This window comes from Bacillus safensis FO-36b (assembly GCF_000691165.1).
GTDB classification, from domain to species: Bacteria; Bacillota; Bacilli; order Bacillales; family Bacillaceae; genus Bacillus; species Bacillus safensis.
Map to the genome: position 1 here is coordinate 151,347 of NZ_ASJD01000003.1, position 15,256 is coordinate 166,602.

At 40.2% G+C, this 15,256-nt stretch carries 19 protein-coding genes; 16 read left to right on the forward strand and 3 right to left on the reverse strand.

What is annotated here, in order from left to right; all coding sequences use genetic code 11:
- The first annotated feature begins 30 nt into the window (after nucleotides 1–30).
- Nucleotides 31–273, forward strand: coding sequence for a YkuS family protein (locus BA81_RS08635; RefSeq protein WP_024424725.1), 243 nt, complete (start codon nucleotides 31–33; stop codon nucleotides 271–273).
- A gap of 22 nt (nucleotides 274–295) precedes the next feature.
- Here the strand turns inward: BA81_RS08635 and BA81_RS08640 are convergent, their stop codons facing one another.
- Nucleotides 296–1,105 carry a mechanosensitive ion channel family protein gene (locus BA81_RS08640; RefSeq protein WP_024424726.1) on the reverse strand — a complete coding sequence of 270 codons (810 nt, stop codon included), beginning with the start codon at nucleotides 1,103–1,105 and terminating at the stop codon, nucleotides 296–298.
- Nucleotides 1,106–1,376: 271 nt separating this feature from the next.
- Here BA81_RS08640 and ahpA point away from each other — a divergent pair, with 271 nt between their 5' ends.
- From ahpA to rok, 3 genes are all read left to right on the forward strand, one after another.
- Nucleotides 1,377–1,919 carry a biofilm-specific peroxidase AhpA gene (gene ahpA, locus BA81_RS08645; RefSeq protein WP_003211758.1) on the forward strand — a complete coding sequence of 181 codons (543 nt, stop codon included), beginning with the start codon at nucleotides 1,377–1,379 and terminating at the stop codon, nucleotides 1,917–1,919.
- Between the two features lie 82 nt (nucleotides 1,920–2,001).
- The gene (locus BA81_RS08650) at nucleotides 2,002–2,460 is read left to right on the forward strand and encodes a TlpA family protein disulfide reductase (RefSeq protein ID WP_024424727.1); all 459 of its coding nucleotides are present in this window, start codon (nucleotides 2,002–2,004) and stop codon (nucleotides 2,458–2,460) included.
- A 481-nt stretch (nucleotides 2,461–2,941) separates the two neighbouring features.
- Nucleotides 2,942–3,514, forward strand: a complete 573-nt coding sequence (gene rok / locus BA81_RS08655) for a transcriptional regulator Rok (protein ID WP_024426871.1) — start codon at nucleotides 2,942–2,944, stop codon at nucleotides 3,512–3,514.
- A gap of 48 nt (nucleotides 3,515–3,562) precedes the next feature.
- Here the strand turns inward: rok and BA81_RS08660 are convergent, their stop codons facing one another.
- Nucleotides 3,563–4,480 carry a coiled-coil domain-containing protein gene (locus BA81_RS08660; protein WP_034281601.1) on the reverse strand — a complete coding sequence of 306 codons (918 nt, stop codon included), beginning with the start codon at nucleotides 4,478–4,480 and terminating at the stop codon, nucleotides 3,563–3,565.
- 85 nt (nucleotides 4,481–4,565) lie between these two features.
- Between BA81_RS08660 and BA81_RS08665 the strand changes: the two genes are divergently transcribed.
- Genes BA81_RS08665 through moaD form a run of 6 tightly spaced genes read left to right on the forward strand, consistent with a single transcriptional unit; the run spans nucleotide 4,566 to nucleotide 8,700 of the window.
- Nucleotides 4,566–5,147, forward strand: coding sequence for a molybdenum cofactor guanylyltransferase (locus BA81_RS08665; RefSeq protein WP_034281602.1), 582 nt, complete (start codon nucleotides 4,566–4,568; stop codon nucleotides 5,145–5,147).
- A 29-nt stretch (nucleotides 5,148–5,176) separates the two neighbouring features.
- Nucleotides 5,177–6,193, forward strand: coding sequence for a thiazole biosynthesis adenylyltransferase ThiF (locus BA81_RS08670; protein WP_034281603.1), 1,017 nt, complete (start codon nucleotides 5,177–5,179; stop codon nucleotides 6,191–6,193).
- A gap of 9 nt (nucleotides 6,194–6,202) precedes the next feature.
- On the forward strand, nucleotides 6,203–7,480 hold the full coding sequence (locus BA81_RS08675; RefSeq protein WP_034281604.1) for a molybdopterin molybdotransferase MoeA: 1,278 nt from the start codon (nucleotides 6,203–6,205) through the stop codon (nucleotides 7,478–7,480).
- A complete protein-coding gene (gene mobB, locus BA81_RS08680; RefSeq protein ID WP_034281948.1) occupies nucleotides 7,462–7,986 on the forward strand; it encodes a molybdopterin-guanine dinucleotide biosynthesis protein B in 525 nt (174 codons plus the stop codon). Before BA81_RS08675 ends, mobB begins: the two co-directional genes overlap by 19 nt.
- On the forward strand, nucleotides 7,983–8,474 hold the full coding sequence (locus BA81_RS08685; protein WP_034281605.1) for a molybdenum cofactor biosynthesis protein MoaE: 492 nt from the start codon (nucleotides 7,983–7,985) through the stop codon (nucleotides 8,472–8,474). Before mobB ends, BA81_RS08685 begins: the two co-directional genes overlap by 4 nt.
- A complete protein-coding gene (moaD, locus tag BA81_RS08690; RefSeq protein WP_034281607.1) occupies nucleotides 8,467–8,700 on the forward strand; it encodes a molybdopterin converting factor subunit 1 in 234 nt (77 codons plus the stop codon). The genes BA81_RS08685 and moaD overlap by 8 nt, the downstream gene beginning before the upstream one ends.
- 47 nt (nucleotides 8,701–8,747) lie before the next feature.
- On the opposite strand, the gene BA81_RS08695 is transcribed toward moaD, so the two are convergent.
- The gene (locus BA81_RS08695; RefSeq protein ID WP_034281609.1) at nucleotides 8,748–9,125 is read right to left on the reverse strand and encodes a Rok-like winged helix domain-containing protein; all 378 of its coding nucleotides are present in this window, start codon (nucleotides 9,123–9,125) and stop codon (nucleotides 8,748–8,750) included.
- 529 nt (nucleotides 9,126–9,654) lie between these two features.
- On the opposite strand from BA81_RS08695, the gene yknW reads away from it, so the two are divergent.
- From yknW to pfkB, 6 genes are all read left to right on the forward strand, one after another.
- A complete protein-coding gene (gene yknW / locus BA81_RS08700; protein WP_240491037.1) occupies nucleotides 9,655–10,269 on the forward strand; it encodes a YknW family membrane protein in 615 nt (204 codons plus the stop codon).
- Nucleotides 10,270–10,278: 9 nt separating this feature from the next.
- A complete protein-coding gene (locus BA81_RS08705; protein WP_034281611.1) occupies nucleotides 10,279–11,385 on the forward strand; it encodes an efflux RND transporter periplasmic adaptor subunit in 1,107 nt (368 codons plus the stop codon).
- Nucleotides 11,382–12,083, forward strand: a complete 702-nt coding sequence (locus BA81_RS08710) for an ABC transporter ATP-binding protein (protein WP_034281612.1) — start codon at nucleotides 11,382–11,384, stop codon at nucleotides 12,081–12,083. The genes BA81_RS08705 and BA81_RS08710 overlap by 4 nt, the downstream gene beginning before the upstream one ends.
- Nucleotides 12,070–13,263 (forward strand): ABC transporter permease, encoded by a 1,194-nt coding sequence (locus tag BA81_RS08715; RefSeq protein ID WP_034281613.1) that lies wholly within the window; start codon nucleotides 12,070–12,072, stop codon nucleotides 13,261–13,263. Before BA81_RS08710 ends, BA81_RS08715 begins: the two co-directional genes overlap by 14 nt.
- Nucleotides 13,264–13,581: 318 nt before the next feature.
- Nucleotides 13,582–14,337 carry a DeoR/GlpR family DNA-binding transcription regulator gene (locus tag BA81_RS08720; RefSeq protein WP_034281614.1) on the forward strand — a complete coding sequence of 252 codons (756 nt, stop codon included), beginning with the start codon at nucleotides 13,582–13,584 and terminating at the stop codon, nucleotides 14,335–14,337.
- Entirely contained in the window at nucleotides 14,334–15,245 is a 912-nt protein-coding gene (gene pfkB / locus BA81_RS08725; protein ID WP_034281616.1) for a 1-phosphofructokinase, read from the forward strand. Before BA81_RS08720 ends, pfkB begins: the two co-directional genes overlap by 4 nt.
- Nucleotides 15,246–15,256: the final 11 nt, after the last annotated feature.

Here is a 15,256-nt window from a genome sequence, read left to right on the forward strand (position 1 = left end):
ACACCTTATGAACAGGAGGTGTTCTTGATTATGACAAGAATTGGTGTAGAACAATCTTTATCCGATGTAGAAGAACTATTGAAGCAAAAAGGGTATGATGTCGTACGTATTCAAAATGAACAGCAAATGGATCAGTGTGACTGTTATGTCGTCACAGGACTAGATTCAAATGTTCTTGGCATTTCAGACACAACAACAAAGGCATCTGTTATTACAGCATCAGGTATGACGGCTGATGAAATTTGCCAAGAAGTAGAACAGCGTGTTCAATGAAACAAGAAAAAGAACCGGTAGATTATGATCCCGGTTCTTTTTGCTCTTTTTCTATATCGAGTACTTCTTTCATTTTTTTGCGCAAGATTCGTTCCACTCGCCATTGCTCCATTGTTTCAGTTTTCGCTATGATGCGCAGCACAAGGGAAGAGGAACCGAACGCCTCTACGCCGACAACTTGAGGACCTTCGATAATTTGAGGAGTTTCCTCTCGTACCTCATCACAGGCAGCTTGGAGGGCTGTGATCATCTGATCCACATTTTCATCCGGTGACAGCTCAATATCAACGAGTGCCTGCATCGTCCCTCTTGAATGATTGCTCACATTCAGTATGCTGCGATTTGGAATGAAATGAAGGGTGCCGTCAAAGCTTCGAAGCTGCGTGGTTCTTAGGCCAATTTGTTCGACGATCCCATCGAAGCCAGCGACCGTTATATATTCTCCTACATCAAATTGTTTTTCCAATAATATAAAGAATCCAGTCACAATATCACTCACTAACCCTTGAGCGCCAAAGCCGATCGCAAGTCCCACAACGCCCGCACCTGCCAGTAAAGCGGTCGGGTTATAATGAAATAAGTCGAGGATCATCACAACTAGAATAAAAATCAATAAGTAGGCGAAAATATTTAACGTCAAACTTTGCAGTGTCTGAGCTCTTGATAAAGAGACCTCATGCTTTTCAGCGAATGTTGAATAGGCGCGCTTAATCATCTTGTTTCCTATGGCTCTGATGATAAAGTAAATGGCAAAGATGGCGACTAGTTTTAGCAAAATCATACTGCTATTGAGGATAATGGAAACCCAATCTACTTGTTGAAATGCTCTCATAATCTTCAAAACCTTTCTATGTATGCTCTAAAAGAGAAGCTAATCATTTGTTCCCTTATGCAAGTCATGTTAAACTTTTGATAAGTAGAGCAGGAATTGTGACAAATCGTTAATTAAATTTATTATTAATTAATATTGACTAAAAATCGCATAAGTATTATAATTGTAATTGTGAAGTTATTAACTAAATGAGAATTTTAAGTTTTGATTCTCATTTTATATACAGCTAAGAAGACTGTATAAAGATATTATTTTTTGGAGGGATTTACATATGGCAGAGCGTTTTGTAGGAAAACAAGCTCCACGTTTTGAAATGGAAGCAGTACTTGCTAACAAGGAATTTGGTAAAGTAAGTTTAGAGGAAAACATGAAGAATGACAAATGGACAGTTCTTTTCTTCTATCCAATGGATTTCACATTTGTTTGCCCAACTGAAATTACAGCAATGAGCGATCGTTATGACGAGTTCGAAGATTTAGATGCAGAAATCATTGGTGTATCTACTGATACAATCCACACGCATCTTGCTTGGATCAATACAGACCGTAAAGATAATGGTCTAGGTGAATTAAAATACCCGTTAGCTGCTGATACTAACCACACAGTATCTAGAGAATACGGCGTTTTAATTGAAGAAGAAGGAATTGCTCTTCGCGGTTTATTCATCATTAACCCAGAAGGCGAACTACAATACCAAACAGTATTCCACAACAATATCGGTCGTGATGTAGATGAGACATTACGTGTTCTTCAAGCATTACAAACTGGTGGACTTTGCCCAGCGAACTGGAAACCTGGTCAAAAAACACTTTAATTGATAACTGAAGAAACAGGAGGGTCTAACTGATGTTAGACCTTTTTGTTTCGACACATACAATGGATGGAGGCGCTTCATAATGAAATTACGTCAACCAATGCCAGAACTAACTGGTGCAAAAGAATGGTTAAATGGAGAAGTAACAAAAGAAGATTTGATTGGTGACAAACCAACATTGATTCATTTCTGGTCAGTCAGCTGTCATCTTTGTAAAGAGGCAATGCCTCAAGTCAATCAATTCCGTGATGAATACAAGGATCAACTAAACGTTGTGGCAGTTCATATGCCTCGTTCAGAGGATGACCTAGATCTAGAAAAAATCAAAGAAGTTGCGAAAGAGCATGAAATCACGCAGCCAATCTTTGTGGACAGTGATCATCACTTAACAGAAGCCTTTGAAAACGAATATGTACCGGCATATTATGTATTTGATAAAACAGGTGCTTTGCGCCACTTCCAAGCCGGCGGAAGCGGAATGAAAATGCTTGAAAAACGTGTCAATCGAGTGCTTTCTGAGTCTGAAAAGGCTGCAGAATAAGCTTTTCCCCCATAAATGGGGGTTTTTTCATGGACAAAATTAGGAAGCATATGGCTTCGGATGAGTTTTTATGTAGGTGTTATTCCTAAGAAAAGAGAAAATGAGGGAGTTTATTAAAAAATATCCCTGAAACAAAAAGGTATAACGACCTATTTACATTTTTGTTTTGAAATGAAAATGTAAAGATTTTAACTTTTTACTATTCAGAACGTTTTTGCACAAAAGAAATTTCAGTTAGGTAAATAACTATATAAATCAAGTAGTATAAGCGTTTATTCAATTTTTTTACAATATTTTAAGGTTTGTCAAAAGCCTATAGTGGCAATGAAATGGGTGCCGATTTTTCCTCTTTGGCAAAATTTTAGTTGAAAATACCTATCTGTTAGCAAACTGTAAAATGATAAAAAAATAGTTGATAAAATTAGTTTTCTAATCTAATATTTACTATAGAATATTTTTTATATGATGAGGGGGAAATCCATTGTTTAATGAGAGGGAAGCGTTACGTTTACGATTGGAACAATTAAACGAGGCAGAAGTAAAGGTCATCCGTGAATACCAAATTGAGCGAGATGCGATTTATGCAAAATTAAGAGAATTAGACCGTCAAGGAACAGGTCTAGTGTCAGATACAAAAAAAGAAGTACGTACAGAGAGAAAGACGGATTCACTGCCTGTATTAGCTGAGCTTGCTGCGCAAGAAATGAGAAGCTACCAGCAGCCGGCACAACCACAATCATCATCTTTAGGAACAGGACAGCTAAACGGTGCGCCTGTAGGTATTCCGGAAGGATCGACAAGACGCAGAAGAGGCACAGCTCGTCCTGGCTCTAAGGCAGCGAAGCTTCGTGAAGCTGCGATTAAAACGTTAAAGCGTCATAATGCAGCGATTAAAAGCTCAGAGCTTCAAAAAGAGATTGAAAAAGAGAGCGGTCTTGAAATCCCAAATATGACAACGTTTATGCAAAGCTTAATTAAAATGTACCCTGAAGTGAAGAAGCCTTATCGCGGACAGTATATTTTAGAAGGCGACATTCAAACAGAAGACGAATAAATAAAAAACTGCTGGGCATAAAAATCCAGCAGTTTTTTATTTTGAGAATTATTTCTTTTGATCAACTGTATAGACAATTTTGCGTTCCTTGGGCAGGTGATCACGCTGTTTTTTGAAGCTGTCGATTTTGACTGTCATGACCTCTCCATTATGCTGCACTGCATCGACTTGTTCCTGAAGTGTTTGAACTTGTTCGTTGAGTTTCTTCAAGATCGGTTCGATTTCTTCTGTCGTTTGCAGGATGCGGTCTCGTGAGAATGGCTGTGCATTTGTTTGTGCTGACTGGTCAATATCAGCAAAATGAGATGCGATCCATTCTTCGCTTTCTGCTAACTGTTTTTGATAGCTTGTGAGTGTTTCGTAAAAAATCGCTTCTTTTGCTTTTTCAATTTGCAGTAATTTCTCCTGTGTTTCATAAAAACGCTCTTGAAGATGTCTGACGCCTTCCTGTAATACATGGAGCTCTGCGTTTTTATTGCCCAATGTTTGCTGTAGCTTCTCAATCACTGCGGATAAAGTATTTCCTTTTTTCTCCTCTTTTGCAAGTCGTTTATCTTGATCCTCTATCTGTTCATTTAATTGTTGAGAGATTTCTTTATATTTGACAACTTTCAAATGCAGCCTGTGTTTTTCTTCTGTTTCTTTTCTTCTATGATAGGTTTCCTTTTGCAGCATCTCATGGAGGAGGACCATTTTATGTAATAATTCTGATTTGCTGTAGGAGAGTTCCTGTATTTTTGAGGCAGCATCGTGTTGATCATTGGTCATTTCATCCAATTGTTGTTTTAATGTCGTGAAATCCTTTTTCATCTCATGATATTCTTGAGTTAACTTCTTATTTTTAGAATACGTATATGAGGACTGTAAATCAGAGATCATTTGTTGATATTTGGCAGTTTCAGCTTTTAAGTATAAATTCTCTTGAGATAAATCATGGAATAGGGGAGAAGCATGGCGCCTGTTCATCGATAGACCCTCCTTATTCATGTTACCAATAAAGTATGCGAAAGGAGTGCGATTAGAACAACCATATCAAAGGAGGACTTAGAGGATGCACGTAGTGAATGTAATTTTAGCTGGAGGAGCTTCCAGACGCTTTGGAGAGCCAAAGGCAAGTCATATGTATCAAGGGAAACCATTATATGAGCATGTGAAAGAGCAGCTTTTAGGAGGGCAGACGGTTATCATCAGCCATCCGTCGCTTCTTCCTTTTTTCAAAGCAAGAGGTGAACAAAGTGTGTGGTTAGATGATGAAGAGGTGCGCGGATGCGGACCGCTTGCCGGCATATACACGGCGATGCAAAAGCAAAAGGCAGAATGGTATTTAGTAACGGCATGTGACATGCCTTTCATCCGGAAGGAAACAGCGGAAGTGTTATCGTCTTATTGCAGCGAGCACACAGACGCCATCATTCCGCTTGTTGAGGGCAGATTACAGCCTTTGTTTGCGCTTTATCACCGCCGCTCTCTTCCGTTTATTCGCGCGTGTTTAAAAGAGAATCAATTAGCCATTAAAGATTTGCTTCAAAAGCTTCAAGTGCGCATCGTTTCAGAGGAAGAACTGAACGTGACATCAAACGAATTTCGTAATATCAATAAAAGAAGCGATTTACCTGAAAACGGTATGATATGATACATAAAAACGGTAAGGAGAGAGCAGCATTGAATGACCGATATTCAAGACAAATCTTGTTCCCTCCGGTTGGGGAAAAAGGACAGCATGGGCTGGCTGAAAGTCATGTTCTGATCGTTGGAGCCGGTGCTCTTGGTACCGCCTCTGCGGAAGGACTTGTTCGGTCTGGCATCGGTACGCTTACGATTGTCGATCGTGATTATGTGGAATTTTCAAATTTACAGCGGCAGCAGCTGTACACGGAACATGATGCAAAGGCACATGTGCCAAAAGCAGCTGCGGCAAAAAAACGTCTCGAGCAGATCAATCATGAAGTGACGATTCACGCCCTAATTGAAGATGCAGGGGCGGCGCTGTTAAGGCCGTTATTCCAGAGAGCAGATATCGTCATTGATGCAACAGATAATTTTGAGACAAGAATGGTGATGAATGATTTATCACTAGAAACGAAGACGCCGTGGATATATGGCGCTTGTGTGAGCAGTCAGGGGATGTATATGGCCATATTGCCGGATAAAACGCCATGTTTATCATGTGTGTTCACGGCAATGCCTGTTGGCGGCTTGACGTGCGACACAGCGGGGATTATTTCACCTGCCGTTCAAATGGTTTCTGCTTATCAGCAAACAGAGGCACTCAAATATTTAACAGGTCATGAAGAGCAAATCGAGCGGAAATTTGTCACGTTTGATCTTTGGCAGTCTACATCCTTTAAAATGGATTTATCTCGCACGAAGCAGAAAGACTGTCCAACTTGCGGCACGGCAAGAACCTATCCTTATTTACATGACCAGCGTAAAAAATCCACGGTGCTTTGTGGACGTGACACCGTTCAAATTGTATCAAAGGATTTAGCAAAACTATCATTTCAGCATATAAAAGAGCGGCTCTCATCTATATGTGAGGTGGAAGTAAACGACTTCTTAATCCATGTACGCTACGAAAACTACCGAATGGTCTGTTTCAAAGGGGGACGTGCATTAATCCATGGAACAAATGATGAAAAAGAAGCCAATTCATTACTAGCAAGACTGCTAGGGATATAGGAGTGAAGTGTGATGGAAAGACGGCAGCCAATACAAGTAGAAGAGGCCATAAAGAAAGTCCACCAATACGAAAAACATGGAGAAATAGAATGGGTCCCTTTAAAGGACAGCCTTGGACGGTTTATTGCAGAAGATATTTTGGCAGACCATGATGTTCCGGCATTTGATCGTTCTCCGTATGATGGCTTTGCACTTCGGGCAGAAGATACAAAAGAAGCATCAAGCGAGCATCCAGTTGAATTCGAAGTCATTGATCATATTGGTGCAGGAATGGTCTCAGCAAAAACCATCGGTCCCTTTCAGGCCATTCGTATTATGACAGGAGCAAAAATTCCAAATGGCGCAAATGTCGTTATCATGATTGAACTGACGAAGACTTTTGAAAAAGGCGGCAAATCATTCATGTCACTGAAAAGACCGCTGAAAAAGGGAGACAATATTTCTCGTCAAGGAGAAGAGGTACTCAAAGGAAACGTGATGGTCAACAAAGGAACAGATGTCACTCCTGGCGTCACGGCTCTATTGGCGACATTCGGATATGCGGTAGTGCCAGTTGTCAAAAAACCGGTGATTGGCATTATCTCAACAGGCACAGAGCTTCTTCAAGTAAGTGATGCCATGGTGGACGGCAAGATTAGAAATAGTAATCTTAGTATGGTCTATGCGCAAGTACTTGAGGCCGGAGCTGAGCCGCTTGATTTAGGCGGAGTCTCCGATGACTTTGACAAAAGTTATCATGCAGTAAAAGCAGCCATGAGCAAGGTAGACATTCTGATCACAACAGGCGGTGTGTCAGTGGGCGATTTTGACTTTCTGCCTGCCATTTATGAAAAACTGGGAGCCAAGGTGCTGTTTAATAAAGTAGCCATGAGACCTGGAAGTGTGACGACTGTGGCTGCAATGCCAAATGGTCAATTGCTGTTTGGGCTGTCCGGAAATCCTGCTGCCTGTTTTGTGGGCTTTGAATTATTTGTGAAGCCGATCATCTATAAATGGTATATGAAAGAAAATCCATTTCCCGCTTTTGCTGAGGCGAAACTCACACATGATTTTCCAAAAGCCAATCCGTTTACTCGTTTTGTCAGGGCTGCCCTTCAATTCACTGGCAGTCACATCAGTGTGACTCCGACAGGTCTTGATAAATCAAGTGCAGTGACCTCTATTGCAGAGGCTAATTGTTTCATCGTGCTGCCTGGGGGAACAAGAGGTTTTCAAGCAGGTGATCAAGTTGCTGTTCTGCTGTTTCAGCACAAAGGCGGTGGTTCCTCGTGCTGGATGACAAATTAAGCATATTACAGCTGGTCGGTTATCAAAATAGCGGCAAGACCACGTTGATCGAAAAGCTCTGTCAGCTGGCTGAACGTGAAGGGCTGAAGCTAGGCTGCTTTAAACACCATGGACATGGCGGGACACCAGATCGTCTTTTCAAAGAAAAAGATACCGATCGATATGTACAAGCAGGGGCATATGCCGCAGGTGTGGAAGGAGAGGGTGAATTTCACTTTTCGATGCAGCACATCACGTTAGAGCAGTTGCTCAGCATGTGTCAGCATCTTCCGTTAGACGCAGTGCTCATAGAGGGGTACAAACAGGCGACTTATCGCAAAATCGTTTGTGTAAAGAATGAAGAGGAGCTTATTGACCTTTCAACTCTTTCTAATATACAAGCAGCTATTTATTTTTCTCAAGAGGATCCATTAACCGAAAATTACCCGTTTCCTGTGTTTTCATCTTTTGATAAGCGCGGGATGACATTTGCTTTTCACTTATTGAAGGGAGGCGGCACGTTTTGAGCGAACTTTTTAAAATAACAAAAACACCGATTGAGGTAAACGAATTGATTCAGCATGTGACAAGACGAAAGGCAGGAGCGATTACAACGTTTATCGGGACGGTCAGAGAATGGACAAACGGCAAGAAAACATTGCGTTTAACGTACGAAGCATACATACCAATGGCGGAAAGCATGCTAAGGCAGATTGGACAAGAAATGAAGAATCGGTGGCCTGACACTGAAGCAGCGATTGTGCACCGTATTGGAACACTTGAGATAACGGATATTGCTGTTGCGATCGCCGTTTCTTCTCCTCATAGGAAGGCTGCCTACGAAGCCAATGAATATGCTATTGAACGAATCAAGGAAATCGTTCCTATTTGGAAAAAAGAATATTGGGAAGATGGAGAGGCCTGGATAGGTAATCAGCTTGAAACGGTTTCATATCCAGAAGGTAAACCTAGCCATCTTCAACTTGCAGAGAAAGAAGGTGATCAGCATGATTAATGTGTTATTGTTCGCCGGCCTTGCTGAGAAGGCCGGGAAACAACAAATCATCATTCAAAAAGAACAAACAACGGTTGATGAGATTAAAATAGAATTACAGGAGGTATATGGTGTTGATGCTGCACAAAATGTAATGGTTGCAGTCAACGAAATATATACGAGGGAAAATGCTGAAGTGCGTAGCGGGGACACTGTTGCACTCATTCCTCCTGTAAGTGGTGGATAATAGATATTAGAGGATTTGGTTATGGCCGCCCGGCTGTAACCAATTTTTTATGTGTGAAAAGTTTGTAGAGGTACTTGGGTATGATCTTCGTAAATAAAACATCCCCTTCTTGCTTTAGAAATGTGAGGATCGAGCTGCTGAATGAGATCATACAATTCGCTGATTCGTCTCACATTGAAATCTGTTTGGGCTTGAAGCTGTTCCTTTAATTCTTTTGTGCTCACAATGCTTCCCTTTTTCTCTTTGATAATATCTACACATCTTGCAGCGTAGTATATTTTGTCGTTAGAAGGTCTGCTTTCTTTCATATCAAGTAATTTGAGCTCATGATAAATCGATTCTCTTTCCTTTCGAAAGTATTGCCATGCTTCTTGTTCCTTTTCATACAGTAAAATCAATTGCATTTTCAATTTTTCTCTTAACATTCACTTGACTCCATTTCCACTATCATTTAACCTACCTCTATTTTACATTATATGAAAAAATAACTTTTGATCAAGTAAAATCCCTTTATTTTTAATTTTTTAATATGAAAGTATTGATACTAAAGACTTATTTGTTCTGTAAAAGAAACCAATCATAGTCCTATAAAGCCGGGATTTGTCCAAATTACTAGGATTATTTTAACAAAAAATTGTTGTGTCTATCTAAGACCATGCGAATCCAAAAGAAAAGGATATTTATTCCGAAAGACATATTGTTTACTTAATAAAATGTTTTTAAGTCAGTAAAAGCACGATTCTTGATATGAATATGGTCGGATCATGGGGTCATTTGAAGGGTTTCATTCGTGAAAATAGAATAATAGATAAAATTTTTTCTCAACGAAAATAAGAAAATCAAATGATCGATCATTTATTGGCAATCTTTTGATAAAATAGAAAGAAAAAGAGCGTCATTGTGCGTTTGCATATTTGCTTGACATAGAGAGGATGACATTTGGTGAAAAAAAACATGCAAAAACCTACGATCATTGGAGTGAGCACAAGACCATCAGAGCACCTGAAAAGAGTATGGGAAAATCCAGTTGTTTGGTGGCCTTTATCTTGTGTGCTTATTTTAACAGTTGTTGTGACTTATTTGTCTGAGCTCGTAAATAAGGGAATGTGGGCAGATTTAAGTTTGCCGGTACCTGTTGTTTATGTGGTGACGCTCATTGGTCTGGTATTTGGGATTGTCATCAATGCTGCTATATATAAGTTCATCGTATTTTTAGCGAAAGGTGATGCATCATTTCGGCAGCTGTTTTCAGCGGTTCTGTTCATTACACCCGTTACGATCATTGGGACGATTATTTCTCATTTGGCAGTAATCCTTTTTCATGTTCCAAAAGATGTCACGGTTACTTCGTTAAACGCACTCATTCGAATTTCTGGTCCATGGCATGCGGTGTTAGCCAATATCGATCTATTTGTGATCTGGAATCTTGTTTTAACAGGCTTTTTATTCATCCAAGTTGGGCGTATATCACCGAGAATTTCTTGGGTGATTATAGGCGTCTTTTATATCTTATCGTTAATTTTTCAATATGTAGGAACAGCAATTAACATATCAGTAAGCTGGGGGTAGAATGTTTTTATGAGAAAGAAAATCATCATCGGATCTATTTTAATTATTGTGATTGGACTATTTATTGGATTTAATATTGCGAAAAACCAAGCAAAGCCTGTTTCTACAGCAGCGATTAAAACAGTCAAACTCACGCCGAAAGAAATCACATCTACGGTGATGACACCCGGGACACTTTCATTCTCTGAAGAGCAGTTCATCTATGAAGAAGAGGAAAAGGGGAAATTGAAGGGAATTGCTGTGAAAGAAGGGGAAAAGGTAAAGGCTGGAACGCCGCTTCTTACATATGAAAACAAGGAACTGGAGCTTGAGGAGCAGCAGCAAGCATTAGCCGCTGAGTCAAGTACATTAAAATTGGAACAATTGCAAAATAGGCTGAGTGAATTAGATGAGAAAAAAGCAGGCGGTTCTGACGCTAATGCCAAAAGCGAGCGAGATCAGCTTCAATTAGAACTGAAAGCGGCTGAATTAGAACAAAAGCAAGCAAAGATCAGCCAAGAAAAAGTAAAGGCGCAAATAGAAGATTTAACCGTACATAGTAAAATTGATGGAACAGTGATTTCCATTGAGCAAGAGGCCGGAGCAGGGGGGCCGGAAGATAGGCAGCCGATCATCCATATTGGTAATGAGAAAAAAATGATCGTGCGGGGTTTGATCTCAGAGTATGATGCCATCAAAATCAAAAAGAAACAAAAAGTGAAGGTAACGTCTGATGTCATTCGCGGGAAGAGCTGGCAAGGAGTCGTGAAAAAAGTAGGTGCTGTTCCTGTCCAGACTGCGGCCGAAACAACTTCGAGCGATCAAACGGTTCAATATCCTGTTGAAGTTGAAATAAAGGGGAAGAAACCTGAGGCGAAGCCTGGTTTTAAAATGATCATGGAAATTGAAACAGATAAGCGCCAGGCGCAAACAATTCCTGAAACAGCAGTAAAAAAAGAGACTGATGGACAATACGTTTATGTTGTTCGAGAAAATGTACTGAAAAAAGTAAAAGTGGTCATAGGGGAAACGTCAGGTCATGATCTTGAAGTGACAAAAGGTGTCAAGGCAGAGGACCAAATCATTGCTCATCCAACAGATGACATGTATGACGGAATGGAAGTGAATGCTGAATGATTCAGCTTTCCAACGTAACAAAAAGCTATGAGGTCGCACACGAAACATTTGATGTATTAAGTGACATGAATCTTGTCATTGAAAAAGGTGAGTATATGTCCATTATGGGCCCGTCAGGCTCTGGAAAGTCAACATTAATGAATATTATTGGCTGTTTAGACCGTCCGACGACGGGACAATATCATTTTCAAGGTACAGAGCTGTCAGCAGCAAAGGATCAAGAGCTCGCGGTTATTCGAAATCAATCCATTGGATTTGTTTTTCAGCAATTTCACCTCCTGCCAAGGTTAAATGCGAGACGCAATGTTGAACTTCCGATGATTTACGCTGGGATCAGCCAAAAGGAAAGAAAAGAACGTGCGGAATTGGCACTTGAAAAGGTTGGTTTGGCAGATCGAATGAAACATATGCCAAGTGAGTTGTCAGGAGGACAAAAGCAAAGGGTGGCAATTGCACGAGCGATTGTCAATAAGCCTCAGCTTATTTTGGCAGACGAACCGACTGGTGCTCTCGACTCAAAAACAAGCATGTCAATTATGGAACAGTTTACACAGCTGAATGAGGAAGGGACAACGATTGTGCTTGTCACCCATGAAGAAGAAATAGCTGCTTATACAAACCGTACGGTCGTTGTGAGAGATGGACGGCTTGTTGAAGATAGATGGATGCAAGGGGACGCTATGAATGAAACTCTTTGAAAATATCAAAATAGCGCTGAATTCGGTTTTAGCTCATAAATTACGTTCTATTTTAACGATGCTTGGGATTATTATTGGTGTTGGATCAGTCATTGCAGTCGTGGCGATCGGTCAAGGCGGTGAGCAAATGTTAAAAGGATCGATTTCAGGTCCAAACAATACCATTGATATGACATATACGCCTTCTGACGAAGAGTTAAATGCAAATCCAAATGCTTTATTCGAAGCCTCATTTACTGAGGAAGACATAAAAAGCATTAGGACAATCAATGGGGTGAAGCAGGTCGCTTCCTCGACTGCACAAGGAATGCAGCTGAGATTTCAAGATACGACAGTTGATGCGACAGTTAACGGCATAAATGAGGGGTATACGGATGTACATTCATTACAAATCGCAGAAGGAAAGAATTTAAGAGATATTGACTTTAGAAGCGGCAGAAGAGCTGCCCTCATCTCGGATGGCTTACAAAAAGAACTATTCAATGGACAAAAGGCATTAGGTGAACTGATTTGGATGAACGGACAGCCAGTTGAAGTCATCGGTGTGTTAGCAAAACAGAAAGGGATGTTTTCATTTGATATGAATGAATTATATGTCCCATTTGCGATGCTCACCTCCACATTTGGTATGAATGAATATGATAAGTTGTCTATTCAAGTCGCACATGCGGATCAAATGAAGGAAGTAGGAAAGAGCGCGGCTGCCATATTAAATGAAAATCATCATACAGAAGATGCTTACGAAATGATCAATATGGAAGAAATCGCAGAAGGGATCGGTCAAATAACGTCCGTTATGACAACGATCATTGGCTCAATAGCCGGAATCTCTTTACTTGTCGGCGGCATCGGTGTGATGAATATTATGCTCGTTTCTGTGACAGAGAGGACAAGAGAAATCGGTATTCGAAAGGCGATGGGCGCAACAAGGGCGCAAATTCTCGTTCAGTTTTTAATTGAGTCTGTCGTTTTAACACTCATCGGCGGGCTGATGGGAATTGCACTTGGTTTAGGCGGTGCTTCGCTAGTTTCACTATTTGCCGGCTGGCCGTCTCTCGTATCTTGGCAAGTGGTTTGTGGAGGCGTACTGTTTAGTATGCTCATTGGTATTGTTTTTGGGTTAATTCCTGCGAATAAAGCAGCGAGACTAGACCCTATTGAATCGCTCAGGTATGAATAATTCGGAGAAGAAAAAAGCATACAAACGGTTTACATTCGCCTTCATTACCCATCAAAAGCTTTTATGCAAATCGCATAAAAGCTTTTTTTAGTTCCATTGAATGAAATAAAAAATGATAGAAATGCTAATATCATGACTTTCATCTTAATGTCACATATTTTTCAGTTTACAAATGGTACATATAAAGGTAAGATGACCATGGTGAAAGATTTTGATAGTTATTGAATGTATTTGATTGTTTTGTATTGATAATGTTGAAAAAAGCGATTACAATAAAGGTGCGCGCAAAATGAATACGTTTTCAAAAGGGGTGTTCTCATGTTAACACCGGAAAGACATCAACTCATTATCGACAGCTTAGAAGAAAATGATGTCATTAAAATACAGGACTTAACGATGATGACGGATGCGTCTGAATCTACAATTAGAAGAGATTTATCAGCCCTTGAAGAAAAAGGATTTCTGAAAAGGGTTCATGGAGGAGCGGCCAAGGTTTCGAGTATTCGCCTTGAACCAGATGTATTTGAGAAATCTGCCAAAAACCTTCAAGAAAAGTCATTGGTAGCAGAGGCAGCGGCATCTCTTTTAAAACAGGGTGACTGTATTTATTTAGATGCAGGTACAACCACACAGCAAATGATTGAATATATCGATCCAGATCAAGATATTGTCGTGGTGACTAACGGTGTGATGCACATTGAAGCACTTATGAGAAAAGGCATTACCTTTTACTTGACAGGCGGATCAGTGAAACATCGAACAGGAGCCATGGTGGGAGCCTCAGCTTTGACAGCGATGGAAAATTATCGTTTTGACAAAAGCTTTGTTGGGACAAACGGCATTCATCCCGAGGCGGGTTTTACAACACCTGATCCAGAGGAAGCACTCATGAAAAAAAGAGCCATGAAACAGGCGAAAAAAACCTATATCTTATCAGATGCCTCGAAGTTTGGCGAAATATCGTTTTCAACCTTTGCTAGTTTACAGGAAGCCACCATTATCACAAACGACGCAAAAGAGGATTCATTCGATAATTACCATGAAAAAACGGTTATAAAGGTAGTGAAAACATGATTTATACAGTTACTTTAAACCCATCAGTTGATTACATTGTACACGTGGAGGATTTTGCAGTCGGCGGTTTAAATCGTTCAACCTATGATCAAAAATATCCAGGTGGTAAAGGAATTAATGTCTCAAGGCTATTAAAACGTCACGGTGTTGAATCAAAAGCACTTGGATTCATTGGTGGATTTACAGGCAAATATATTCAAGATTTTTTACAGAACGAACAATTACAAACAGCCTTTCACGAGGTGTCAGAAGATACAAGAATTAATGTGAAACTAAAAACAGGTGAAGAGACAGAAATCAACGGCCTCGGCCCATCAATTACTGAAGCGCAATTTGAGTCATTTCTATCTCAATTTTCTTCATTAACTGAAGGAGATGTCGTGGTTTTAGCTGGCAGCATTCCTTCTTCATTACCTCATAACACATATGAGCGTATTGCTGAAGTTTGCAAAGAGCAAGGTGTAAGAGTTGTTCTTGATATTTCTGGCGAAGCGTTAAAAAAAGCAGCTGACATGAAACCATTCTTAATGAAGCCAAATCATCATGAACTGGGTGAAATGTTTGAGACGAGTATTTCATCAGCAGAAGAAGCAATTCCTTATGGGAAAAAGCTGTTAGAACAAGGTGCTGAACATGTCATCGTCTCCATGGCTGGAGATGGCGCCCTTTTATTCAGTAAAGAAGGAATCTATCAGTCCAATGTTCCAAAGGGAACGCTCGTTAATTCAGTTGGAGCAGGAGATTCAGTCGTTGCAGGGTTTTTAGCCGGCGTTTCAAAAGGCCTTTCAATTGAAGATTCATTTAAGCTTGGTGTTACTTCAGGAAGCGCTACAGCCTTTTCTGAGGAGCTTGGCACAAAAGAGCTTGTTGACACACTATTACCACAAGTAAAAGTCACACGCATTTAAAGGAGGAGTCA

Coding starts and splice junctions, on each gene's coding strand:
- ahpA (WP_003211758.1), top strand. CDS start 1,377: ATGGCAGAGCGTTTTGTAGGAAAACAAGCTCCACGTTTTGAAATGGAA.
- BA81_RS08635 (WP_024424725.1), top strand. CDS start 31: ATGACAAGAATTGGTGTAGAACAATCTTTATCCGATGTAGAAGAACTA.
- BA81_RS08640 (WP_024424726.1), bottom strand. CDS start 1,105: ATGAGAGCATTTCAACAAGTAGATTGGGTTTCCATTATCCTCAATAGC.
- BA81_RS08705 (WP_034281611.1), top strand. CDS start 10,279: ATGAGAAAGAAAATCATCATCGGATCTATTTTAATTATTGTGATTGGA.
- BA81_RS08720 (WP_034281614.1), top strand. CDS start 13,582: ATGTTAACACCGGAAAGACATCAACTCATTATCGACAGCTTAGAAGAA.
- BA81_RS08665 (WP_034281602.1), top strand. CDS start 4,566: ATGCACGTAGTGAATGTAATTTTAGCTGGAGGAGCTTCCAGACGCTTT.
- moaD (WP_034281607.1), top strand. CDS start 8,467: ATGATTAATGTGTTATTGTTCGCCGGCCTTGCTGAGAAGGCCGGGAAA.
- pfkB (WP_034281616.1), top strand. CDS start 14,334: ATGATTTATACAGTTACTTTAAACCCATCAGTTGATTACATTGTACAC.
- BA81_RS08710 (WP_034281612.1), top strand. CDS start 11,382: ATGATTCAGCTTTCCAACGTAACAAAAAGCTATGAGGTCGCACACGAA.
- BA81_RS08715 (WP_034281613.1), top strand. CDS start 12,070: ATGAAACTCTTTGAAAATATCAAAATAGCGCTGAATTCGGTTTTAGCT.
- yknW (WP_240491037.1), top strand. CDS start 9,655: ATGCAAAAACCTACGATCATTGGAGTGAGCACAAGACCATCAGAGCAC.
- BA81_RS08695 (WP_034281609.1), bottom strand. CDS start 9,125: ATGTTAAGAGAAAAATTGAAAATGCAATTGATTTTACTGTATGAAAAG.
- BA81_RS08660 (WP_034281601.1), bottom strand. CDS start 4,480: ATGAACAGGCGCCATGCTTCTCCCCTATTCCATGATTTATCTCAAGAG.
- BA81_RS08650 (WP_024424727.1), top strand. CDS start 2,002: ATGAAATTACGTCAACCAATGCCAGAACTAACTGGTGCAAAAGAATGG.